Below are 22,727 nucleotides of genomic sequence, written 5' to 3'. Positions count from 1 at the left end.
GGGCTCAGCCGAGGCCGATGATCTGCGCCCGCTGCCCGTCCGTGTTGAGGTGGTGGACCAGCAGCAGCCTGGTCCGGTCACCGGCGGCCCGGCGGACCTCCAGCACCGCGCCGGGCCGTTCGGGCGCGAGCGCGGCGGCCGGGCCGCCGATCCCGCTGCGGACGTCCAGCGCCGGGTGCAGCACGTCGAGGACGGCGGTCGGCCGGTCGCCGTCCAGCCCGATCGAGGAGTACGCCTGCGCCGGGTCGGGCAGTCCGGGCGCGGCGAGGCCGGTCCAGAGCCCGTAGCGGATCTGCGAGGCGCCCTCGCGGAGTCCGGGCAGCACCGACAGCCGGACCGGCAGCACGACGGTGTCGCTGTCCAGCAGGTCGGTGTCGGTGTCGCCCCAGCGGGCGTTCAGCGGTTGGACGTCCAGCTCCTTGCCGGTCCGCGCGTCGAGCGCCCGGGCCACCAGGACGTCGCTGCCGCGCAGCCGGTCCGCGGAGACCAGGACGTCGGTGGTGCCGTCCCCGTCGGTGTCGATCGAGGCCCGGACGGCGTGCACGCCGACCGGGGTGACGGCGGGCGCCCAGAAGTTCGCGGCCAGGTAGAGCATGCCCCGGCCGAGCTGCTCGGCCGGGCCGGCCGCCACGGCCGGCGCGTCGGTGGCGGCGCCGGCCGCCCGCAGGTCGGCCGACCGGTCGCCCGGGCGGTCGACGCAGATCCCGTCGGCCGGGCAGTCCGGCCAGCGCTCGCCCTCGCCGGCCAGGGCGAAGGCGCTGACCAGGCCGTCGGTGGCGGCGGGTGCGGCGGTGCCGCCCAGGGTCAGCAGGGTGCCGGTCCGCGGCAGCCGGGCCTGGACCTCGGCGCTGAGGCCGGAGGCGGCCCGGGGCGCGGCGAACAGCGGCACCCGCAGCTCCGGCGGGCCGTCCGGGCCGGCCCCGGGCGCGTCGTCGGGGGTGAGCAGCAGCAGGCCGGAGAGTTCGCCCCGGTAGCTCCGGGCGTGCCCGGCCTGGGCGGTGTCGACGGTCGGGTCCGGGACCCGACCCAGCTGCCCGGGGACGCGGAGGGTGACGGTGACCCGGGCGGTGCCGCCCGCCGGGACGGTGATCCGCCCGGGCGCCAGGCCGAAGGAGGCACCGGGCAGTTCGGTGGCGGCCCGGTAGCCGGTCCGGTAGGCCAGCGGCGCGCCGGAGACGTTGCGGACCTCGACCTCACGGGTCAGCTCCAGCGGGCCGCCGACCGGAACCGGGCCGAAGGAGACCCCGACCGCGCCCTCGACGGCGCCCTCCCCCGCCGCGTACGCGACGGCGGGCGTGCGGACGGCGAGGTCGACCCGGGCCCGCCCGGCGCCGGTCCGCTCCGGCCCGTACACCGGGCCGCTGTGATCGTCGCCGGACCAGGTGTCGGTGGCGGTGTTCATCAGCGCGGCCTTGACCTGCTCGACGGTCAGGCCGGGGTGCGCGGAGCGGACCAGCGCGGCGAGGCCCGCCACGTGCGGGGCCGCCATCGAGGTGCCGCCCTCGCGCATGCCGCCGGAGCCGCTTCCGGCCTTCGCCGACCAGATGGTCTCGCCGGGCGCCGCCAGGTCGGGCTTCACCACCCCGGGGACGCCGATGCCGCGCGAGGTGAAGTCGGTGAGGGTGTCGGTGCGCTGCGGCTGCTCCTGGCCGACCACGCCGTGCAGGGTGTTGCCGGGGGTGGCGAGCTGGACGGTGACGGGGCCCTCGGCGGTGGCGGCGCGCAGCCGCTCGCCGTCGGCGCGGGCGAGCAGCACGGCCGGGATCCGGTCGTTGCCGGCGATCTCGGCGAGGTGGTCGTCGACGGCGGCGAACAGCGTGCCGATGGCGCCCGCGTCGGCCGCGTGGTCGGCCCGCGGGCCGGAGCCGCAGGCCCGCTCGGAGTCCTTGGTCTGCCAGCTGAGCACCGCGATCCGCCCGGCCAGCCGGGCCCGGTCGCTCTCGTCGAAGGCCGTGCAGCCGTCCGACTGGTCGACGGGCAGGGCGAGTTCGCCGGTGACCTCCTTGGCCGCCCAGTCCTGGTAGCGGGAGCTCCAGTGCGCCGGGACGACGCCGGCCAGGCGGTCGGGGGCGAGCACCCGCAGGCCGTCCGCGTCGCTGTGCGGGTCGACCGAGGCGGCCACCGTGAGCGCGCGCGGGGCGGTACCGGGGCTGCCGCCGATGCCGTAGACGTCGCCCTCGTTGCCGGCCGAGGCGACCACCACGGTGCCGAGCGCGGAGAGGCGGTCGGCGGCGATCGAGTCGGCGTCGTCGGTGTTGCCGAAGCGGCTGCCCAGCGAGAGGTTGACCACGTCCAGGCGGTCGGTGAGGTCGCCGTCGCCGTCCGGGTCGGCGGCCAGGTCGAGGGCCTGGGTGAGCTGGTCGGTGGAGCCGTCGCAGCCGAACACCCGGATCGCGTACAGCTCGGCGCCGGGGGCGGCGCCGGGGCCGACCCGGAAGCCGGCCGGGTCCAGTCCCGGCCGGTAGGGGCCGGTGTAGGTGCGGCCGTCGGTGCTCACGCCGAGGCCGGCCGCGGTGCCGGCCACATGGGTGCCGTGGCCGTTCAGGGCGCAGTCGATCGGGTTGTCGTCCGGGTGCGGCTGCGGCTGGAACGTCGGGGAGGAGGGGTCGGGGTCGTAGTCGTCGCCGACCAGGTCCTTGCCGCCGGTGACCTTGTGGTTGGGGAAGAGTCCGGCGGGGGCCGGCGCGGCGCCGTCCACGGCCCGGAAGGCCTCCTCGGTGCCGGGGCCGCCGAAGTCGGCGTGGGTGTAGTCGATGCCGCTGTCGATGATGCCGATCCGCACGCCCTGGCCGGTGTCGGGGCGGTCGGCGTCGCCGGAGCCGCCGGGCACGCCGGCCCAGACCGACGGCGCGCCGGTGAGCGGGACGGAGTGGGCGTTGACGCGCTCCTTGCGGGCGACGGGGTGGGCGGCCCGGACGCCGGGCAGCGCGCGCAGGGCGGGCAGCCGGCCGGCCGGCGCGGTGACGGCCAGGCCGGTGAGCAGGGCCTCGGTCCGGTAGAGCTCGTGGGCCTCGGGGACGGCGGCGCGGACGTCGGCGGCCAGCCGGTCCAGGGCGCGGACGGCCTCCCGGCGCTGGCCGGCACCGGCGCGGGCGGCCTCCTGGCGGACCGCCTCGGGGGAGCGCAGGGCGCGCCTGGCCACGGCGGCGGCGCGCTGCCAGGCGGGGGCGGCGGCTTCGGTGCCGAGTTCCAGCAGGACGGTGACCTGCCCGGCGGACAGCTGCCCGGCGGCCCGGGCCGGCGCGCTGCCGGTTGGTGCGCCGACGGGCGCGCCGCCGGCGGACACGGTGCCGGCCAGGGCCGCCGGGTGGGCGCCGAGGGCGGCCACCGGCCCCGCCATCAGGGCCAGGGCGACGCCCAGTCTGCTGAGCGGGCGGCGGACGGATTGCTTGAGCACTGGGCCCTCTCCCCCGGTGGGGGTCTGATCCGCACGCGTGCCGCTGACGTCCGCCCCGTGCGGACGTCGATCTCCCCTCCGGAGGCCTCAAATTACGATCATCGCGCCGGGAGGGCGAGCAACCTCCCTCGTACGGGGGTCACTTGCACTCTCCGGAGTGACAACGCGTCAGGCCATCCGGGTGAGCGGGGCCGGCCGGGACTACCCGAGGTGGCCGGTCTCGCCGCCGTTGTCACGGCGGTCGAGCGCCCGCTGCAGGGCGGCGGAGACCTGGGGGTCGGGCTCGGCCCGGCGCCGGCGACGGGTGGCCGGGCGGGTGGGCGCCTGGGCGGCGCGGTGGTCACGGTGGGTGAGCAGGTCTGCGGTGGGGGGCATACCGGGCTCCTCGGTTCAGTGCACGTGGAAGTGCTGAGGGTGGGGAGGGTTGGTACGCCGAGCAGGGGTCGCCTGCCGTAGCGCGTACGGCACACACGGGCCCACGCGCCCTGACCGGAAGGTAGGAGCCAGGGGTGGCTGACCGTATGGCTCTTTCACGGTACGACGCCCCACCCGTCGCTGTCTGCACAACTACTTGGATTTCCTACTATCTGAGACGGCACCCGCCCGGGCCGGGGGTACGGCTCCGGGCCGGCCCGGCCGGGAACGGCCCCGAACGGCCCTTGAACGGCCGTGGCCCTCCCGTCACGAGGACGGGAGGGCCACGGCGGGCCGCCGGCCGGAGGGCCGGCGCCGGGTCAGCGCAGGTCGACCGAGCGGGCGAACTTGGCGCCGATCTCGGCCGCGATCGCCGACAGGACCTCCTGCGGGATCTGGCTGTCGACGGTGATCGAGGCGAGCGCGCCCTCACCGTCACGGGCGACCTGCATGCCCGCGATGTTGATGCCCGCGTCACCGAGGTGACGGCCGAGGATGCCGACCACGCCGGGGCGGTCCTCGTACTTGAAGAAGGCCATGTGGTCGGTGAGCGCCACGTCCACGTCGAAGGCGTCCACGCCGACGATCTTCTGGATCTGCTTCGGGCCGGACAGCGTGCCCGAGATGGCGATCTCGCCGCCGCCGGAGAGCGTGCCGCGCACGGTGATGACGTTGCGGTGCTCGGGGCTCTCGCTGCTGGTCGTCAGGCGGACCTCCACGCCGCGCTCCTGCGCGAACAGCGGCGCGTTGACGTAGCTGACCGTCTCGGCCACGACGTCCTCGAACACACCCTTGAGCGCGGAGAGTTCGAGCACCTTGACGTCGTGCTGGGTGATCTCGCCGCGGACCTCGACGTCCAGGCGGACGGCGACCTCGCCGGCCAGCGCGGTGAAGATCCGGCCGAGCTTCTCGGCGAGCGGCAGGCCCGGGCGCACGTCCTCGGCGATCACGCCGCCCTGGACGTTGACCGCGTCCGGCACCAGCTCGCCGGCCAGCGCCAGGCGGACCGACTTGGCCACCGCGATGCCGGCCTTCTCCTGCGCCTCGTCGGTGGAGGCGCCCAGGTGCGGGGTGGCGACCACGTTGTCGAAGGCGAACAGCGGGGAGTCGGTGCAGGGCTCCTTGGCGTACACGTCCAGGCCGGCGCCGGCCACCCGGCCGTCGCGCAGGGCGCTGGCGAGCGCGGCCTCGTCCACGATGCCGCCGCGGGCCGCGTTGACGATGCGCACGGTCGGCTTGACCTTGTGCAGCGCCTCGTCGCCGATCAGGCCGATGGTCTCGGGGGTCTTCGGGAGGTGGACGGTGATGAAGTCCGACACCTCCAGCAGCTCCTCCAGGGTCAGCAGCTTGACGCCCATCTGGGCCGCGCGGGCGGCCTGGATGTAGGGGTCGTACGCGACGATCTTCATGCCGAAGGCGGACATCCGCTGGGCGACCAGCACGCCGATCCGGCCGAGGCCGACGACACCGAGCACCTTCTCGGAGAGCTCGACACCGGTGTACTTGTTGCGCTTCCACTCGCCCTGCTTGAGAGCGGCGTTGGCGGGCGCGATGTGCCGGGCGCTGGCGATCAGCAGGCCGCAGGCCAGCTCGGCCGCGGTCACGATGTTGGAGGTCGGCGCGTTGACGACCATCACGCCTGCCTTGGTGGCGGCGGAGACGTCGACGTTGTCGAGGCCGACGCCGGCCCGGGCGACGACCTTCAGCTTCTTCGCCGCGGCGAGCGCCTCGGCGTCCACCTTGGTGGCGCTGCGGATCAGGATCGCGTCCACGTCGGCGATGGCGGTCAGCAGCTCGGTACGGTCCGCGCCGTTGCAGTGGCGGATCTCGAAATCCGGACCGAGGGCGTCAACGGTGGCGGGCGACAGCTCTTCGGCGATCAGTACGACGGCGTTTTTGGAAGTCACAGTGCTCACGACAGTGTGTCCTTAACTGTCCGGTTCTCCCCGGTCCATGGCACGAAGGTGGCGTGACCAGCGGGGGAAGGTGGCATGCCGCGTAGATAGACGCACGACGCTGTGGGCCTGACGCGCACTCGGAAGTGTATCGACGGGCGGAGGGCCGGGCTGCTCCCGTACGGCGAAATCACTCGCACGGGATCAACCAGATGTACAGACGGGGCAGGCCTGGCCCAGGCCTGCCCCGGCGCAGCTGCGCGTCGCGCCCGGCGCGCGCCCCCGTGGGGTGCGCGCCGGGCGCGACGGGAGGCCTACGCCTCTTCCTTGACCCAGCTCATGAGCTTGCGGAGCTTCTTGCCGGTGGTCTCCAGCAGGTGCTCGGAGTCGGCGTTCTTGTACTCGTTGTACTTCGGCAGGCCGGCCTTGTACTCGGCGATCCAGGTGTTGGCGAAGGTGCCGTCCTGGATCTCGGCGAGGACCTTCTTCATCTCGGCCTTGGTGTCGGCGGTGATGATGCGCGGGCCGGTGACGTAGTCGCCCCACTCGGCGGTCTCCGAGATGGACCAGCGCATCTTCTCCAGGCCGCCCTCGTACATGAGGTCGACGATGAGCTTCAGCTCGTGCAGGCACTCGAAGTAGGCGATCTCCGGCTGGTAGCCGGCCTCGACCAGGGTCTCGAAACCGGCCTTGACCAGGGCGGCGGTGCCACCGCAGAGGACGGCCTGCTCACCGAACAGGTCGGTCTCGGTCTCCTCGGTGAAGGTGGTCTTGATGACGCCGGCCTTGGTGGCGCCGATGCCCTTGGCGTACGAGAGCGCCAGGTCGAAGGCCTTGCCGGTGGCGTCCTGCTCGACGGCGACGATCGCGGGGACGCCGCGGCCCTCGACGTACTGGCGGCGGACCAGGTGGCCCGGGCCCTTCGGGGCGACCATGCAGACGTCGACGTCGGCCGGCGGCGTGATGAAGCCGAAGCGGATGTTGAGGCCGTGGCCGAAGAAGAGGGCGTCGCCCGCCTTCAGGTTCGGCTCGATGGCCTCCTTGTACACGTCGCCCTGGATGGGGTCCGGCACCAGGATCATGATGACGTCGGCCTCGGCCGCGGCCTCGGACGGCGACACGACGCGCAGGCCGGCCTCCTCCGCCTTGGCACGGGACTTCGAGCCCTCCAGGAGGCCGACACGGACGTCCACGCCCGAGTCGCGCAGCGACAGCGCGTGGGCGTGGCCCTGGCTGCCGTAGCCGATGACCGCGACCTTGCGGCCCTGGATGATGGACAGGTCGGCGTCGTCTTCGTAGAACAGCTCGGCCACGGGGGCACATCTCCTTGCGTGATGGTGATGCCGGGTGGTGCGGTACCCACGGTACGTGGACCCGGCGGGGGTGTGGGGCGTTGCTTCAGGTGGTGAGACGGGTCGCGTCGCCGGGGCGAGCGCCCGTCACTACGCGCTGCGGTCGAGGGCGCGCAGCGAGCGGTCGGTGATCGAACGGGCGCCGCGCCCGATGGCCACCAGGCCGGACTGCACGAGCTCCTTGATGCCGAAGGGCTCCAGCATCCGGAGCATCGCCTCCAGCTTGTCGGAGCTGCCGGTGGCCTCGATGGTCACCGCATCGGGTGACACGTCGACCGTCTTGGCGCGGAACAGCTGGACGATCTCGACGATCTGCGACCGGGTGTCGTTGTCGGCGCGGACCTTCACCAGGACCAGTTCCCGCTGGATCGCAGCGGACTGGTCGAGTTCGACGATCTTTATCACGTTGACCAGCTTGTTGAGCTGCTTGGTGACCTGCTCCAGCGGGAGGTCCTCGACGTTGACCACGATGGTCATCCGGGAGATGTCCGGGTGCTCGGTCGGGCCGACCGCGAGGGAGTCGATGTTGAATCCCCGACGGGAGAACAGGGCGGCGATGCGGGCGAGCACGCCGGGCTTGTTCTCGACCAGGACGGAGAGGGTGTGCTTGGACATTTCGTAGCTCTCTCTGGTTCTGGTGGTCGGGGGTCAGTCGAGGTCGTCGCCGAAGTCCGGGCGCACGTCCCGGGCGGCGAGGATCTCGTCGTTGCTGGTGCCGGCCGCGACCATCGGCCAGACCATGGCGTCCTGGTGCACGATGAAGTCGATCACGACCGGGCGGTCGTTGATCTCCATCGCCTGCTTGATCACCGCGTCCAGGTCCTCCGGGCGCTCGCAGCGCAGGCCGACGCAGCCCATCGCCTCGGAGAGCAGCACGAAGTCCGGGATCCGGGTGCCCTGGGCCGGTGCGGCGATGCCGTCGTGCTCCGGGCCCGCGTGCAGGACGGTGTTGGAGTAGCGCTGGTTGTAGAAGAGGGTCTGCCACTGGCGGACCATGCCCAGCGAGCCGTTGTTGATGACGGCGACCTTGATCGGGATGTTGTTCAGCGCGCAGGTGACCAGCTCCTGGTTGGTCATCTGGAAGCAGCCGTCGCCGTCGATGGCCCAGACCGTGGCCTCGGGCCGGCCGGCCTTGGCGCCCATCGCCGCCGGGACGGCGTAGCCCATGGTGCCCGCGCCGCCGGAGTTCAGCCAGGTGGCCGGCTTCTCGTAGCTGATGAACTGCGAGGCCCACATCTGGTGCTGCCCGACGCCCGCCGCGTAGATCGCGTCGGAGCCGACCAGCTGCCCGATCCGCTCGATGACCTGCTGCGGGGCGAGCCCGCCGGCCGGGGCGGGCTCGTAGCCCAGCGGGTAGGTGGTCTTCCACTCGTTGAGCTTGACCCACCAGTCGGTGTAGTCGGCCTTGTGGCCGGCGTCGAACTCGGCCTGGACGGCCACGATGAGGTCGGCCAGCACCTCGCGGGCGTCACCGACGATCGGCACGTCCGCCGGGCGGTTCTTGCCGATCTCGGCCGGGTCGATGTCGGCGTGGACGACCTTGGCGTACGGCGCGAAGCTGTCCAGCTTGCCGGTGACCCGGTCGTCGAAGCGCGCGCCGAGGGTGAAGAGCAGGTCCGACTTCTGCAGCGCGGTGACGGCCGGGACGCTGCCGTGCATGCCGGGCATGCCCAGGTGCTGCGGGTGGCTGTCGGGGAACGCGCCGAGCGCCATCAGGGTGGTGACGACGGGGGCGCCGGTCAGCTCGGCGAGGATCCGCAGCTCGGCCGTGGCGTTCGCCTTGAGCACGCCGCCGCCGACGTACAGCACCGGCTTCTTCGCGGAGACCAGCATCTTCGCGGCCTCGCGGATCTGCTTGGCGTGCGGCTTGGTGACCGGGCGGTAGCCGGGCAGCGAGGTCTCCACCGGCCAGCGGAAGGTGGTGGTGGCCTGCAGCGCGTCCTTGGCGATGTCGACCAGGACCGGGCCGGGGCGGCCGGTGGCGGCGATGTGGAAGGCCTCGGCGATCACCCGGGGGATCTCGGCCGGGTCGGTCACCAGGAAGTTGTGCTTGGTGATCGGCATCGTGATGCCGCAGATGTCCGCCTCCTGGAAGGCGTCGGTGCCGATCGCCTTGGAGGCGACCTGGCCGGTGATCGCGACCAGCGGGACGGAGTCCATGTAGGCGTCGGCGATCGGGGTGACCAGGTTGGTCGCACCGGGGCCCGAGGTGGCCATGCAGACGCCGACCCGGCCGGTGGCCTGCGCGTAGCCGGTGGCGGCGTGCCCGGCGCCCTGCTCGTGGCGGACCAGGATGTGACGGACCTTCTGCGAGTCCATCAGCGGGTCGTACGCGGGAAGGATGGCCCCGCCCGGGATCCCGAAGACGGTGTCCGCGCCCACGGCCTCCAGCGAGCGGATGAGCGACTGCGCGCCGGTCATGGTCTCGACAACGTGCTGGGGACCCGGCGCGTGGGCGGCCGGGGTGTCCCCGCGGCGGGGGGATGCGGCGTGCTCAGTCATCTGCCTGTCTCTTCTCGGGTTCTGCCGGCCCCGGTGGTGTGCCCTCCCAGAGGAGAGGGATGCCTGGGTGGGCCGGTCGCCGGCTCTGCCTCAATCGTCCGCCTGTTCCCGTCGGAACGGGAGGTGCGGACCTCATGGTCAGTGGTCTTGCAGTGTTTCAACAGCTGTGCCGCACCGGGTGTCAGTGCAACAAAAAACCCCTCGTGCCCAGGGCATGCGAGGGGTGGCGCGTCGGTCTGTCACGAGCGGGGCGTCTCAGCCCGCTCAGCCGACGCGCCCGCCAAGTACGAGAATTCGGGTGCGCATGGCAACGACCTTCCTCCCGGGCGGTGTCGAGTGTCAAGCGGGTGGGACGGCGGTCTCACCATGCGGACCATGTCCCGGACCGCCCACCGAGCGGCGTTCCGGCAGGTCGGAGGCCACGTGGTGATGTACGACACGCCCCGGTCCGGGCTCCGTCCGGCCACCCGAACGGGCCTCTGCGGCCAGGTACGCGCGGCGGGCCGACAGCGCTCCGAGCGGTCTCGGCAGCGGGTAGACCCGCCGTCCCAGGGCCCGGCGCAGCCGCTGCTCGTCCATCGGCTGCGCGAAGGCGGTGCCCTGCCCCTGCCGGCAGCCCAGCTCCTGCAGCACCACCACCTGGCGCGGCAGGTCCACCCCCTCCGCGGCGGTGACCAGGCCGAGGTCCCGGCCGAGCCGCAAGGCGTGGCCGGCCAGCGCGCGGCTGAGCGCCGACTCGGCGAGGTCCTGGACCAGCGTCCGGTCCAGCTTCAGCGAGTCGAACGGGAGCCGGGCGAACGCGCCCAGCGAGCCGCCGCCGGCGCCGAAGCCCGCGATCGCGGTGGACACCCCGAGCCGGCGCAGCGCGGTCAGCCGCCGGCCCAGCTCGTCCGCCGTCGCGTCCGGGCCGGTCCTGGCCACCTCGATGACCAGCTGCGCGGCCGGCAGGCCGGTGTCCCGCAGCGCGGACGCGATGGTCTCGTACATCCCCGGGGCGCAGAGCCGCTCCGCGGAGAGCCGCACCGACACCGGGACGGCCGCACCCCGTGGGCGCGCCTGGGCGGCCCCGCGCAGGGCGGCGGCGGCCACCACCTCCTGGACCAGCCACCGGGAGAACCGGGTGGCGCCGTCGCCCTGCTCGGCGCTGCGCAGGAACTCCGCCGGGGTGAGCAGCAGGCCCTGCGCCGAGCGCCAGCGGGCCTGCGCCTCGACCGCGGCGACGGCGCCGGTGGTGAGGTCCACCACCGGCTGGTGGAGCAGGGTGAAGCCGCCCTCCCGGACGGCCACCCGCAGCCGCTCCTCCAGCTCGCTGCGGCGCTCCAGGTCGGCCCGCATGCCCGGGGAGTACAGCACCACCCGGCCCTTGCCCTCGGACTTGGCCCGGTACATCGCCAGGTCGGCGTTGCGCATCAGCTCGTCGGTGGCGGCCTTCGGGTCCGCGGCGGCGGCCCGGGACGGCGCCGCGAAGGCGATCCCGATGCTGGCCGCGACGCCCAGCTCGGCGCCGCCGATCCAGTAGGGCTCGGAGAGCGCCGAGCGCAGCCGCTCGGCCAGCTCCTGCACCTGGACCCGGCCCAGCCGCCCGCAGACCAGGGCGGCGAACTCGTCCCCGCCGAAGCGGGCCACCGTGTCGCCGGAGCGCACCACGCTCTGCAGCCGCCGGGCGGCCTGCACCAGCAGTTCGTCGCCGACCTGGTGCCCGGCGGTGTCGTTGACCGCCTTGAAGCCGTCCAGGTCGAGGAAGAGCACCGCGACGGTGGCGCCGTCGGCCGCCCGCTCCCCGCGCGGCCGGCCCTCGGCCCGCTCCGCCGCGGCCCGCTCGCCGAGCGCGGCCCGCACCCGCTGGGCGAACAGGGCCCGGTTGGGCAGGTCGGTGAGCGGGTCGTGGAAGGCGTTGTGCTGCAGCTGGGCCTGGAGTATCACCCGCTCGGTGACGTCCCGGCTGTTGAGGATCAGGCCCTCGCGGTAGCGGTTGACGGTGGACTCCACGTGCAGCCACTCGCCGCTGCCCGAGCGGATCCGGCACTCGACCCGGGCCGAGGGCTCGGGGGATCCGGGGGTGCGGTGGGCCGTGTGCTGGCACTTCACCAGCAGCCGGCGTACCTCCAGCAGCACCCGGTCCACGTCGTCGGGGTGGACCAGGTTGAGCAGGTTCCCGCCGACCAGTTCGGCCGGGTCGCGGTTGTAGACCCGCAGCGCAGCCGGGCTGACGTAGGAGAGCACGCCGTTCGCCCCGGCGATCATGATGACGTCGCTGGAGCCCTGCACCAGGGAGCGGAAGTGCGCCTCCTTCTGGGCGAGTTCCTGCGCCAGCGAGAGGTTGTCCAGCAGCATCACGCCCTGACGCAGGATCAGCGCCAGCCCGACGGTGCAGGCCGCCGAGGCGACCACCCGGTCCAGCGCGTGGCCGCCGAGGGCGTTGTACAGGATGCCCGCCGTGCAGACCGCCGCGGCGACGTACGGCGTGAGCGCGCTGAAGGTGGTCGAGACCCGGCGCAGCGGGGCGCCGGCCGCCGACGGGTGCTCACGGCTGGGCCGGCGCCGGCGCGGCGACCACGGGGCCCAGGCCAGCAGCAGGCTGCCGGCGAACCAGCCGGCGTCCAGGAGTTCGCCGGAGTGGTAGCTGCTGCGCAGTTCGGGCGAGGTGAACAGGGCGTCGCAGACCACGGTGAGGGCCAGGCCCACCATGGCGGTGTGCACGGCCGCCCGGTTGCCGTCCCGGCTGCGGAACCGCAGGCCGACCACCAGGCTGACCAGCAGGATGTCCAGCACCGGGTAGGCCAGGCCGAGGGCGAGGCGCAGCGGGTCGCCGGTCTCGCCCTCGGCCGTGCGTCCGAGGGCCAGGCTCCAGCTGAGCGTGAACAGCGAGCCGGCCACCAGCCAGCCGTCCAGCACCAGGTAGACCCAGCCGGCGGCGGTCCGGGGGCGCTGGGCGAGCACCAGCAGGCCGGTGATGGCCAGCGGGGCGAAGAGCAGGAAGGCGTACTCGGCGAGCGAGTCCTCGGGGAGGGTGGTGCCGAGCACCACCTCGTACCAGCCCCAGGTGCCGTTCCCGAAGGCCACCATGGCGGAGGAGAGGCCGAAGAGCAACCAGGCCTGGCGCAGGTGGCCGCCGACGGTGCAGCCGTGCACCAGGCAGGAGAGGGTGGCGGCCAGGGCCGCGGCGGCGAGGCCGAAGTCACCCATGAAGACGGCGAGCCCGGGCGAGCCCCAGCCGACGGCGGCGCCCAGGGCGTACGCCAGGCAGAGCGCCGCCAGCAGGGCGCCGGGCAGCCGGGGGTTGCGCAGCAGTCCGCGGAGCCGGGCCCGGTGGGACTCGGCGGCCGGTCGGGGACCGGGGATGCGGCCGGTCGGCCGGAACGGGCCGGGGTGCGCGTTCGGGCCCGCGGCCGGATACGCGTCCGGTCCGGCGCAGGGGTACTCGGGGCCGGGGCCCGGTTGCGGGCCCGGTGCGGGGGGAGGACCGTCCTCGGGGGCGTCGGAGCCGGCCGGCCCGGGCAGCACCGCATCGGTGGAGCTCACTGGACATCTCCCCCTCCGGCCCGGGGCCTGGCGGCATCCGGGCGTGGGCCGCGCCGCCGACCGGTGTGGCCATGGGCCACCCGCCGCGCACAGTGACCCGGCACCCCGTCAGGGCGGTGGCCCAGGGTGCCGGCGGCCCTGGGACCGCCGCGCCGCACCGATGTTCCCAACCGGGACACTACACCACTTCCGTCACTCAATGACACGCACACTCCACTTAGAGTAATGGTCGAAGCGTGCGGAAACAGGCCTGTTCCGGGCGGATCCACCCCATTCGGCGGCGGCGCCCGCCCAGGGGCTCACACGGCGCGCACGGGAGCACGGCGGCGGCCGGCCGGCGCTCCCGGCGGCCGTCAGCGCGCCGCCGGGATGAGCGTGTCGGGGAAGAGCCGCAGCCGGTGGGCCATCGCCGCGGCCTCGCCGCGGCCGGTCACGGCCAGCTTCGCCAGGATGTTGGACACGTGCACGCTCGCGGTCTTGGGGGAGATGAACAGTTCCTCGGCGATCTGCCGGTTGGTCCGGCCGAGCGCGAGCAACCGGAGCACGTCCCGCTCACGGGGGGTGAGACCGAGCGCCTCGGCCGTCGCCGACACGCCCGGCGACGGCGCGCCGCCGGGCGTGTCGGCCCCGGCCCGGTCGGCGTCGCCGGCCGGTGCCGGACGCGCCGGGCCTTCGATCGTCGCTCGGTCGAGGCCGGCCCGGTCCGCGAGGTGGCCGATCTCGCCGAGGAGGAAGACGTCCCCCCGGCGGCCGGCCAGCCCGGCGGCCTCCCGGAGCAGTGCGGCGGCCGCGTCCCGGCGACCGGCGGTGGCCTCGGCCCCGGCCGCCCGGAGCAGGGCCAGGGCCAGCGGGTAGGGCAGGCCCGTCCGCCGCAGCGGATCGAGCGCCGCCGTCCAGTGCTCGGGCGTGTCGGCGCCCACCGCGCGGGCCAGCTCGGCGTCCAGCAGCCGGGCCCAGCCGATGTGCAGCGGCACCTTGGGGGTCAGCCCGGCGGCGGCCGCGGCGATCCGCTCCAGGACCGCCGGACGCTCCTGGTCCGCCGCCGGCAGGCCGCGCGAGTCGGCCTCGGCGCCGGCCGCCAGCGCCAGCAGCGGGAGCAGCAGTGCCTCTCCCCCGGCCGGGAGTTCGCCGTCAAGCACCGCGAGCAGCTCCGCCCTGGCGGTCAGCGGCTGCCCGGTGCGGGTGGCGACCTCGACCGCCAGCAGGGCGATCGGCAGGGTGTGCTGGAGCTGGCCCAACCGGTGCGAGGCGCGGGCCTGGGCGAGCAGCCCGGACGCGGCCCGGACGTCCCCGCGCATCAGGGCGAGGTCCGCGCGCAGCCGGTCCAGGAACTCGGCGTGGGTGCCGCTCGGGCGGCCCGTCTCCGAGGCCTCCAGCAGCTCGGCGGCCTCCTGCGGGCGCCCGGTGGCGATCAGCGCCTCGGCCAGGTTGCCGGTGAGGATGGCGCCGGTGTTGCGCAGCAGCCCGGTGCCGCCGGCCGCCTCCAGCCCCTCCCGGGCGTACTCGGCGGCCTCGTACGAGCGGCCCTGCGAGTGCAGCAGGCTGGCCAGGTTGTTGAGCCCGCGCAGCAGCAGGTCGGGGGAGGCGCCAGCCGTCCTGGTGGCGGCGACCGCCTCGGTGAGCAGCGCGACGGCCGCCTCCGGGTCCTTGCCGAGTTCGCTGCGCAGGGTGCCCAGCGTCATCAGGGCGTGCTGCTCGACGTCGCAGGCGCCGACCTGCCGGGCGATCTCCACCGCCCGCTCGGCCAGCTCGATGTGCTGCCGGGTGGGGTTGCTGAGCATCCCGGCGGCGGCGTCCAGGGCCAGCACCTCGGCCTGCACCGCGGACGGCGGCAGGCCCTCGACCAGCCGGCGGGCGTACGCGAGCTCCTCGTCGTGGCCGGGCCGGTTGAGGTGGCCGAGCATCCGGGAGCGGTACATCCGGAACCAGGCGGCGCGGGCCGGGCCGGCCGTCTCGTCCACCAGGTGCAGGGCCCGCTTGGCCAGGCTGAGGCCGCGGTCGCGGTCCCCGCTGCGGCGGGCGGCGACCACAGCCTCGGCCAGCACGTCGACGAGCTGCAGTTGCTCGCAGGTGTTGTCGTGGGTGCCGGGGGCGCAGCCGCACGGCGGGTAGGTCTCGGCCCAGTCGTGGGGGCGAAGGGTGTTCTGCAGCACCTCGGCGGAGACCTGGTCCCAGAGTTCCAGGGCGCGCTCCAGCATCCGCAGCTGCTCGGCGAAGGCGTTGCGGCGGCGGGCCGCCCGGGCGGCGTCCAGCGCGCTCGGCAGGGCCCGGGCGCTGTCGTGCGCGTGGTACCAGTAGTTGGCCAGCCGGGCCGGCCGGACGTCGGGGCCGACCAGCGCGGGCTGTTCCTCCAGCGCGGTGGCGTAGCGGCGGTTGATCCGGTGGCGCTCGCCGGGCAGCAGGTCGTCGGAGACCGCCTCACGGACCAGGGCGTGCCGGAACCGGTAGCCGTCGCCGTCGGTGTCCGGGCGCAGGATGTTGGCGCCGACGGCGGTGCGCAGCGCCTCGATCAGCGCCTCCTCGCCGTCGTCCAGCACGGCGGCGAGCAGCGCGTGCTCGACGTAGGAGCCGCCCTCGGCGGCGATCCTGACCACCCGTTGGGTGTCCTCCGGCAGGGCCTCCACCCGGACCAGCAGGATGTCGCGCAGGGAGTCGGTGAGGCCGGCCGAACAGCCGCTCTGGAAGGAGGTGGCGAGCTCCTCGACGAAGAAAGGGTTGCCCTCGGAGCGGCGGTGGATGCGGTCGACCAGCTCGCGGTCGGGGGCGGCGGTGCCGAGGATGCCGGCCAGTTGCTCGGCCACCTCGCCGCGGACGAAGCGCTCCAGCTCCACGCGCTGGACGGTGCGCAGCCGTTCGAGCTCGACCAGGAAGGGCCGCAGCGGGTGGCGGCGGTGCAGGTCGTCGGTGCGGTAGGTGGCGACGATCAGGACCCGGCTGCGGTGCAGGGTGCGCAGCAGGTAGGCGAGCAGTTCCCGGGTCGAGCGGTCGGACCAGTGCAGGTCCTCCACGGCGAGGACGAGTGTGCGGTCGGCGCCGAGCCGTTCGAAGAGGCGCGCGGTGTGCTCGAAGAGATGGGCCCGGCCGTGCTCGTCGTTGGGTCCGCCGTCGGGTTCGCCGAAGTCGGGGAAGAGCCGGGCGAGATGGCCCTCCATCCCGGCGGCGGCGGCCTCCAGTTCGGGGCCGAGCGAGCGGTGCAGCCGGCGCAGCGCGGTGACCAGCGGCGCGTACGGCAGGCCCTCGGCGCCGATCTCGGGGCAGCTGCCGAGGGTGGTGACCACGGTGCCGGCCCCGCCCGGGCCGACGTTGCAGGCCTGGTCGAGGAACTCCTCCAGCAGGCGGGTCTTGCCGACGCCGGCCTCGCCGCCGATCAGCACGGCCTGCGGGCGGCCCTCGCCGGCCCGGCGCAGCGCGTCCGTCAGGGTGGTGATCTCGGGGTCACGGCCGACGAAGACGGGACTCACCGATATCTGCTGCATGGGCCAGAGCATGCCACAGGGCCCGGCGGCGGGCCGAGTAGTTATTGCGGTCGCCGGGCGGCCCGAGGGGGAGGCGCCGGTGGCGTCCTCCCCCTCGTCCTGCACGGTGGCACCTGTCGTGTGCCGGTCCGTCAGCATCCTTCGGCGCGGGCCGTGCGGGCCGGGCGGGCGACCCGCGGCTCGGCCTGCGGCCGGGCGGCGGTGGTGCGGCGCACCGCTCCGGCGAAGCGGCCGAGCAGGCCGTCGGTGCGGCCGGCCCCGTCGGTCCGGGCGGCCCGGACCATGCGCTCGCGCTCGGCCCTGACCCGCAGTTCCTGGGTCCGCTGCTGGATGAGCTCGTACTCGATCATGGTGTTCCCCTCGGTTGAGGACGCTTCTTCGTCCTGGGAAGAGCCTCCTCCCCCAGGGGGGTGCACCACATCGGCAGCCTGCCGCATCTTCCGGGCCCCGGGGGCCTTAGCCGGGGGTGCCCGGACACGGCGGGAGCCCGTACGCACCCGTGGGAACGGGGTACGTACGGGCTCCGGTGCCTTACCCGGGCCCACCCGGGGGCCCGCCGTCGCCGGCGGGGCCTAAGGGGGCCTTAGGAGGGTGCCTACTGCGCCTCCACGCCGAGGCGCTCCAGGATGAGGTCCTTCACGCGGGCCGCGTCGGCCTGGCCGCGGGTGGCCTTCATGACCGCGCCGACCAGCGCGCCGACCGCGGCGACCTTGCCGTCGCGGATCTTGTCGGCGATGGCGGCGTTGTCGGCGATGGCCTGGTCGACGGCCGCGCCGAGCGCCGAGTCGTCCGAGACGACGGCCAGGCCGCGGGCGGCGACGACCTCGTCCGGCTCGCCCTCGCCGGCCAGCACGGCCTCGATGACCTGGCGGGCCAGCTTGTCGTTGAGCTTGCCCTCGGCGACCAGCGCGGTGACCCGGGCCACCTGCGCCGGGGTGATCGGCTGCTCGGCGAGGTCGGTGCCGGTCTCGTTGGCGCGGCGGGCCAGCTCGCCCATCCACCACTTGCGGGCCTGGTCGGCGGGGGCGCCCGCGGCGATGGTCTCCAGGATCGGCTGGACGGCGCCGGCGTTCAGCACCGACTGCATGTCCTTGTCCGACAGGCCCCACTCGCCCTGCAGGCGGGCCCGGCGGACCCGGGGCAGCTCGGGCAGGGCGGCGCGCAGTTCCTCGACCCAGTCGCGGGCGGGCGCGATCGGCACCAGGTCCGGCTCGGGGAAGTACCGGTAGTCCTCGGCGTTGTCCTTGATCCGGCCGGCCGTGGTGGAGCCGTCCTCCTCGTGGAAGTGCCGGGTCTCCTGGACGATGGTGCCGCCGTCGGTGAGGACGGTGGCGTGCCGCATGATCTCGAAGCGGGCGGCCCGCTCGACGCTGCGCAGCGAGTTGACGTTCTTGGTCTCCGAGCGGGTGCCGAACTTCTCGGTGCCGTTGGGGCGCAGCGACAGGTTGACGTCGCAGCGCATCTGGCCCTTGTCCATCCGGGCCTCGGAGACGCCGAGCGCCTTGATCAGCTCGCGCAGCTCGGCGACGTACGCCTTGGCGACCTCGGGCGCGCGGGCGCCGGCGCCCTCGATCGGCTTGGTGACGATCTCGATCAGCGGGATGCCGGCCCGGTTGTAGTCGAGCAGCGAGTGCGAGGCGCCGTGGATGCGGCCGGTCGCGCCACCGATGTGCGAGGACTTGCCGGTGTCCTCCTCCATGTGGGCGCGCTCGATCTCGACCCGGAAGATCTCGCCGTCCTCCAGCTGCACGTCGAGGTAGCCGTTGAAGGCGATCGGCTCGTCGTACTGCGAGGTCTGGAAGTTCTTCGGCATGTCCGGGTAGAAGTAGTTCTTCCGGGCGAACCGGCACCACTCGGCGATCTCGCAGTTCAGGGCGAGGCCGATCTTGACGGCGGACTCCACGCCGACCGCGTTGACCACCGGCAGCGAGCCGGGCAGGCCGAGGCAGGTCGGGCAGACCTGGCTGTTCGGCTCGGCACCCAGCTCGGTCGAGCACCCGCAGAACATCTTCGTCTTGGTGCCCAGCTCGACGTGGACCTCAAGGCCCATCACCGGGTCGTAGGAGGCGAGTGCGTCGTCGTAGGAGACCAGGTTACTGACGCTCACAGCGTCCCCTTCACTAAAAAAGTCTTCGGAGGTACGGGCCCGGCCCCCGGTGTCGGGGGCCGGGCCCGGGCGGGCCTCTCAGCCCAGCAGTACGTCGTCGTCGCCGAGCTGCTTCAGCTCGCGGATCAGCAGCGCGGCGCCGGTGACCAGGGCCAGGGCGCCGACCACGGCGTTGATCAGCTTCAGGTTGTCGTGCTCGTCCTGGGCCTTCCGGACGTCCTTCGCGATCGAGATCGCACCGAACGCGGTCGTCCCGAGGGAGAGCCAGAGACCGGGCTTCGAGTGCTTGAAACCCTTGGCCTTCGCGATGCTGCTCACAGTGCCGGTGCCTCCTCCAGCAGGGTGTGCCCCCACTTGTCGTTGAGTGCGGCCTCGACGGCGCCGCCCACGCGGTACAGGCGGTCGTCCGCCATCGCGGGTGCGATGATCTGCAGGCCGACCGGGAGATTGTCCTCCGGAGCGAGCCCGCAGGGCAGCGACATGGCCGCGTTGCCCGCGAGGTTGGACGGAATCGTGCACAGGTCGGCCAGGTACATCGCCAGCGGGTCGTCGGCGCGCTCGCCGATCGGGAAGGCCGTGGTCGGGGTGGTCGGGGAGACCAGCACGTCCACGCCGGCGAAGGCCGCGTCGAAGTCCCGCGAGATGAGCGTGCGGACCTTCTGCGCCGAGCCGTAGTAGGCGTCGTAGTAGCCCGAGGAGAGCGCGTAGGTGCCGAGGATGATGCGGCGCTTCACCTCGGGGCCGAAGCCGGCCTCGCGGGTGAGGGCGGTGACGTCCTCGGCAGAGCGGGTGCCGTCGTCGCCGACCCGCAGGCCGTAGCGCATGGCGTCGAAGCGGGCCAGGTTGGAGGAGGCCTCGCTCGGCGCGATCAGGTAGTACGCCGGCATCGCCAGGGTGAAGGACGGGCAGGAGACCTCGACGACCTCGGCGCCCAGCTCGCGCAGCAGCTCCACCGACTCGTTGAAGCGCTGCATCACGCCGGCCTGGTAGCCCTCGCCGGCGAACTCCTTGACCACGCCGATCCGCATGCCGCGCACGTCGCGCAGCTTGGCGGCCTCGACCACGGCCGGCACCGGCGCGTTGATCGAGGTGGAGTCCAGCGGGTCGTACCCGGCGATGGCCTCGTGCAGCAGCGCGGTGTCGAGCACCGTGCGGGCGCAGGGGCCGCCCTGGTCCAGCGAGGAGGAGAAGGCGATCAGGCCGTAGCGCGAGACCGAGCCGTAGGTCGGCTTGACGCCGACCGTGCCGGTGACGGCGCCGGGCTGGCGGATCGAGCCGCCGGTGTCGGTGCCGATCGCCAGCGGCGCCTCGAAGGCGGCCAGCGCCGCGGCCGAGCCGCCGCCGGAGCCGCCGGGGATGCGGGAGAGGTCCCACGGGTTGCCGGTCGGGCCGTAGGCGCTGTTCTCGGTGGAGGACCCCATGGCGAACTCGTCCATGTTGGTCTTGCCGAGGATGACGATGCCGGCGTCCTTCAGACGGCCGGTCAGCGTCGCGTCGTACGGCGGCACCCAGCCTTCGAGGATCTTGGAGCCGGCCGTGGTCGGGACGCCCTTGGTGGTGAAGACGTCCTTGAGCGCGAGCGGGACGCCGGCCAGCGGGCCGAGCTCCTCGCCCTTGGCGCGCTTCGCGTCGACCGCGCGGGCCGCGCTCAGCGCGCCCTCGGTGTCGACGTGCAGGAAGGCGTTGACCCGCTTGTCGACGGCGTCGATCCGGTCCAGGTGCGCCTGGGCCACCTCGACGGCGCTGACGTCGCCCTTGGCGATCGCCGACGCGGTCTCGGCGGCGGTGTAACGGATGAGGTCGGTCATGGGTGTTAGTCCTCCCCCAGGATCTGCGGCACGCGGAATCGCTGCTCCTCGGCGGCCGGCGCGCCGGCCAGGGCCTCTTCCGGGGTGAGCGACGGCCGCACCTCGTCCGCGCGCATGACGTTGGTCAGCGGCAGCGGGTGGGAGGTCGGCGGGACGTCCTGTCCGGCGACCTCGGAAACGCGGGCGACCGCGCCGATGATCACGTCGAGCTGCTCGGCGAAGTGGTCCAGCTCTTCGGCCTGCAACTCAAGACGCGACAGCCGGGCGAGGTGGGCGACCTCCTCGCGCGTGATGCCAGGCATGCAGCGATCCTCAAGGTGAGTTCTGGTGGAGCCGGAGCCGTGTCGACACGGCACCCGGCCGGACGGGAGCCGGCGGCACCGCCGCCCGACCTGACCGTCCTGGTGGTCTGTGGGCCCCATCCTATGGGGCGCCGCCCCGCCACCGGCCACGCGACGGCGTCAGGCCCGGTTCGCCGGCGGCGGGACGGCCGCCGCTATCTCCGCCTGCACCGCCTGGACGGGCTGGCCGACCTGCTGCCAGCGACTCGGCGGCAGCGCCGATGACAGGCCCGCGGCCAGCCCGGAGGCGAGGCCGGCACCCAGCTGCGGGGGCAGCGCCGGCAGCGGCGCGGGCAGCGCGGCGGGCGGCGCCATCCGCTCGACCGGCGGCGCGCCAGTGCGGTGCACCCGCAGCCAGGCGGTGGCCTGCTCGGCCGGCAGCGCCGCCGACACCAGCCAGCCCTGGACGGCGTCCACCCCCATCGAGTGCAGCCGCTCCCAGGTCTCGTCGTCCTCGACGCCCTCGGCCACGACCGTCAGTCCCAGCGAGTGGGCCAGTTCCACGGAGCAGCGCACCACCGCCGCGTCGTGGTCGTCGGCGACCATCCGGGAGACGAAGGAGCGGTCTATCTTCAGCTCGCCGACCGGCAGGCTGCGCAGCCTGACCAGCGAGGAGTACCCGGTGCCGAAGTCGTCCAGGGACATCCCGACGCCGTACTCGCGCAGCTCGGCGAGGGTCTCCGCGGCCAGCCGGGAGTCGTCCAGCAGCAGCCGCTCGGTGATCTCCAGCTGCAGGGCGTGGGCCGGCACGCCGTGCCGGACCAGGTGCCCGGCGACCCGCTGGGCGAAGCCCGGGTTGAGGACGTCGCGCGGCGAGACGTTGACGGCGACCTGGACCTGCAGGCCCTGCCCCCGCCAGAGGGCCAGCTGGCCGACCGCCGACTCCAGCACGTAGTCGGTCAGCCGGGGCATCAGCCCGCTGGACTCGGCCAGCCCGACGAACTCGTCCGGCGAGACCCTGCCCTGGCCGGGCCGCTCCCAGCGCAGCAGCGCCTCCAGGCCCACCACCCGGCCGTCGAATGCCACCTTCGGCTGGTAGTGCAGCTGCACCTCACGGGTCTCCAGGGCGCGGCGGAGATCGCCCAGGAGTCCGATCCGGTACGGCGTGTCGGCGTCCTGGGACTCGTCGTAGCGCTCCACGCCGCTGCGGCCGCGCTGGGCGTGGCCCATCGCCACGTCGGCCCGGCGCAGCAGCGACTCGGCGTCCTGCGCGTGCTCGGGGTAGACGCAGACGCCGGCGCTGGCCTCCAGCACCAGCAGCAGGCCGTCCAGCCGGATCGGGGCGGCCAGCTCGGCGATCAGCGTCTTGGCGACCCGTTCCAGGGTGTCCGGGCAGCCGATGCCGGGCATCAGCACGGCGAACTCGTCGCCGCCCATCCGGGCCACCACCGGCCTGCTGCTGCCGCGCTCGGGCGGCGAGAGGGCGGCGAAGGCGTCGTCGACGGACTCGCCGCCCAGGCCGCTCGGGGCGCCGGGGCGCAGCGCCCGGTGCAGCCGGCGGGCGATGTGCACCAGCAGCCGGTCGCCGGCGGTGTGCCCGAGGGTGTCGTTGAGCGAGCGGAACCGGTCGAGGTCCAGCAGGATGAGCCCGACGCTGTAGTTGTCGCCGTGGTCGGCGATCGCCTCCTGGGTGGCCAGCAGCAGTGCCTGACGGTTCGGCAGATCGGTCAGCGGGTCGGTGAGTTGATCCCGTGCGCGGTCCCGGGCGATCCGCCAGGCCGCGACCAGGACGGCCAGCGGCACCGCGAAGAGCGGCAGCAGCTCGGGCTCGTAGCGGTAGACCAGGACGGCCAGCGGGATCAGCGGCGCCGCCCCGGCCAGCAGCACGCCGAGCAGCAGGACCGCACCCGCCACCCCCTGCGGCGGGCGTGTGGGCGCGCCGCCGGTCGTACGATCCATAAGCCCTGTCCTCC

Annotated in this window: 13 protein-coding genes and 1 pseudogene; all 14 read right to left on the bottom strand. The window is 74.0% G+C overall.

Features of this window, described 5'->3' with window-relative positions:
- Nucleotides 1-4: 4 nt before the first annotated feature.
- A complete protein-coding gene (locus J2S46_RS26485) occupies nucleotides 5-3,397 on the bottom strand; it encodes a S8 family peptidase (RefSeq protein ID WP_191289571.1) in 3,393 nt (1,130 codons plus the stop codon).
- Nucleotides 3,398-3,598: 201 nt separating this feature from the next.
- Nucleotides 3,599-3,772: a hypothetical protein gene (locus J2S46_RS26480; RefSeq protein ID WP_191289614.1), complete on the bottom strand. Its 174-nt coding sequence runs from the start codon at nucleotides 3,770-3,772 to the stop codon at nucleotides 3,599-3,601.
- A gap of 359 nt (nucleotides 3,773-4,131) precedes the next feature.
- Entirely contained in the window at nucleotides 4,132-5,718 is a 1,587-nt protein-coding gene (gene serA, locus J2S46_RS26475; RefSeq protein WP_190214719.1) for a phosphoglycerate dehydrogenase, read from the bottom strand.
- A 302-nt stretch (nucleotides 5,719-6,020) separates the two neighbouring features.
- A complete protein-coding gene (gene ilvC / locus J2S46_RS26470) occupies nucleotides 6,021-7,019 on the bottom strand; it encodes a ketol-acid reductoisomerase (protein ID WP_190214696.1) in 999 nt (332 codons plus the stop codon).
- A gap of 129 nt (nucleotides 7,020-7,148) precedes the next feature.
- Entirely contained in the window at nucleotides 7,149-7,673 is a 525-nt protein-coding gene (ilvN, locus tag J2S46_RS26465; RefSeq protein WP_191289570.1) for an acetolactate synthase small subunit, read from the bottom strand.
- 33 nt (nucleotides 7,674-7,706) lie between these two features.
- Nucleotides 7,707-9,560, bottom strand: a complete 1,854-nt coding sequence (locus tag J2S46_RS26460) for an acetolactate synthase large subunit (protein ID WP_191289569.1) — start codon at nucleotides 9,558-9,560, stop codon at nucleotides 7,707-7,709.
- A 339-nt stretch (nucleotides 9,561-9,899) separates the two neighbouring features.
- Nucleotides 9,900-12,851 (bottom strand): putative bifunctional diguanylate cyclase/phosphodiesterase, encoded by a 2,952-nt coding sequence (locus tag J2S46_RS26455; protein WP_229912629.1) that lies wholly within the window; start codon nucleotides 12,849-12,851, stop codon nucleotides 9,900-9,902.
- A 584-nt stretch (nucleotides 12,852-13,435) separates the two neighbouring features.
- The gene (locus tag J2S46_RS26450; protein ID WP_229912618.1) at nucleotides 13,436-16,558 is read right to left on the bottom strand and encodes a helix-turn-helix transcriptional regulator; all 3,123 of its coding nucleotides are present in this window, start codon (nucleotides 16,556-16,558) and stop codon (nucleotides 13,436-13,438) included.
- Nucleotides 16,559-16,689: 131 nt separating this feature from the next.
- The gene (locus tag J2S46_RS26445) at nucleotides 16,690-16,908 is read right to left on the bottom strand and encodes a hypothetical protein (RefSeq protein ID WP_191289567.1); all 219 of its coding nucleotides are present in this window, start codon (nucleotides 16,906-16,908) and stop codon (nucleotides 16,690-16,692) included.
- Nucleotides 16,909-17,153: 245 nt separating this feature from the next.
- On the bottom strand, nucleotides 17,154-18,665 hold the full coding sequence (gene gatB / locus J2S46_RS26440) for an Asp-tRNA(Asn)/Glu-tRNA(Gln) amidotransferase subunit GatB (protein WP_191289566.1): 1,512 nt from the start codon (nucleotides 18,663-18,665) through the stop codon (nucleotides 17,154-17,156).
- A 78-nt stretch (nucleotides 18,666-18,743) separates the two neighbouring features.
- Nucleotides 18,744-18,983 (bottom strand): hypothetical protein, encoded by a 240-nt coding sequence (locus tag J2S46_RS26435; RefSeq protein ID WP_079198072.1) that lies wholly within the window; start codon nucleotides 18,981-18,983, stop codon nucleotides 18,744-18,746.
- Nucleotides 18,980-20,473 (bottom strand): Asp-tRNA(Asn)/Glu-tRNA(Gln) amidotransferase subunit GatA, encoded by a 1,494-nt coding sequence (gene gatA / locus J2S46_RS26430; RefSeq protein ID WP_191289565.1) that lies wholly within the window; start codon nucleotides 20,471-20,473, stop codon nucleotides 18,980-18,982. Before gatA ends, J2S46_RS26435 begins: the two co-directional genes overlap by 4 nt.
- Before the next feature lie 5 nt (nucleotides 20,474-20,478).
- The gene (gene gatC, locus J2S46_RS26425; RefSeq protein ID WP_191289564.1) at nucleotides 20,479-20,775 is read right to left on the bottom strand and encodes an Asp-tRNA(Asn)/Glu-tRNA(Gln) amidotransferase subunit GatC; all 297 of its coding nucleotides are present in this window, start codon (nucleotides 20,773-20,775) and stop codon (nucleotides 20,479-20,481) included.
- A gap of 303 nt (nucleotides 20,776-21,078) precedes the next feature.
- Nucleotides 21,079-22,653 (bottom strand): annotated as a pseudogene (locus J2S46_RS26420) (putative bifunctional diguanylate cyclase/phosphodiesterase); the annotation flags it as partial.
- Nucleotides 22,654-22,727 lie beyond the last annotated feature (74 nt).

Source organism: Kitasatospora herbaricolor (assembly GCF_030813695.1).
Classification (GTDB): domain Bacteria; phylum Actinomycetota; class Actinomycetes; order Streptomycetales; family Streptomycetaceae; genus Kitasatospora; species Kitasatospora herbaricolor.
This window is presented reverse-complemented; position numbering and strand designations above follow the sequence as displayed.

What these genes read in the sequence shown, in the direction of transcription:
- gatA (WP_191289565.1), bottom strand. Translation starts at nt 20,473, where the DNA reads ATGACCGACCTCATCCGTTACACCGCCGCCGAGACCGCGTCGGCGATC.
- J2S46_RS26445 (WP_191289567.1), bottom strand. Translation starts at nt 16,908, where the DNA reads ATGATCGAGTACGAGCTCATCCAGCAGCGGACCCAGGAACTGCGGGTC.
- J2S46_RS26450 (WP_229912618.1), bottom strand. Translation starts at nt 16,558, where the DNA reads ATGCAGCAGATATCGGTGAGTCCCGTCTTCGTCGGCCGTGACCCCGAG.
- ilvN (WP_191289570.1), bottom strand. Translation starts at nt 7,673, where the DNA reads ATGTCCAAGCACACCCTCTCCGTCCTGGTCGAGAACAAGCCCGGCGTG.
- gatC (WP_191289564.1), bottom strand. Translation starts at nt 20,775, where the DNA reads ATGCCTGGCATCACGCGCGAGGAGGTCGCCCACCTCGCCCGGCTGTCG.
- J2S46_RS26480 (WP_191289614.1), bottom strand. Translation starts at nt 3,772, where the DNA reads ATGCCCCCCACCGCAGACCTGCTCACCCACCGTGACCACCGCGCCGCC.
- J2S46_RS26460 (WP_191289569.1), bottom strand. Translation starts at nt 9,560, where the DNA reads ATGACTGAGCACGCCGCATCCCCCCGCCGCGGGGACACCCCGGCCGCC.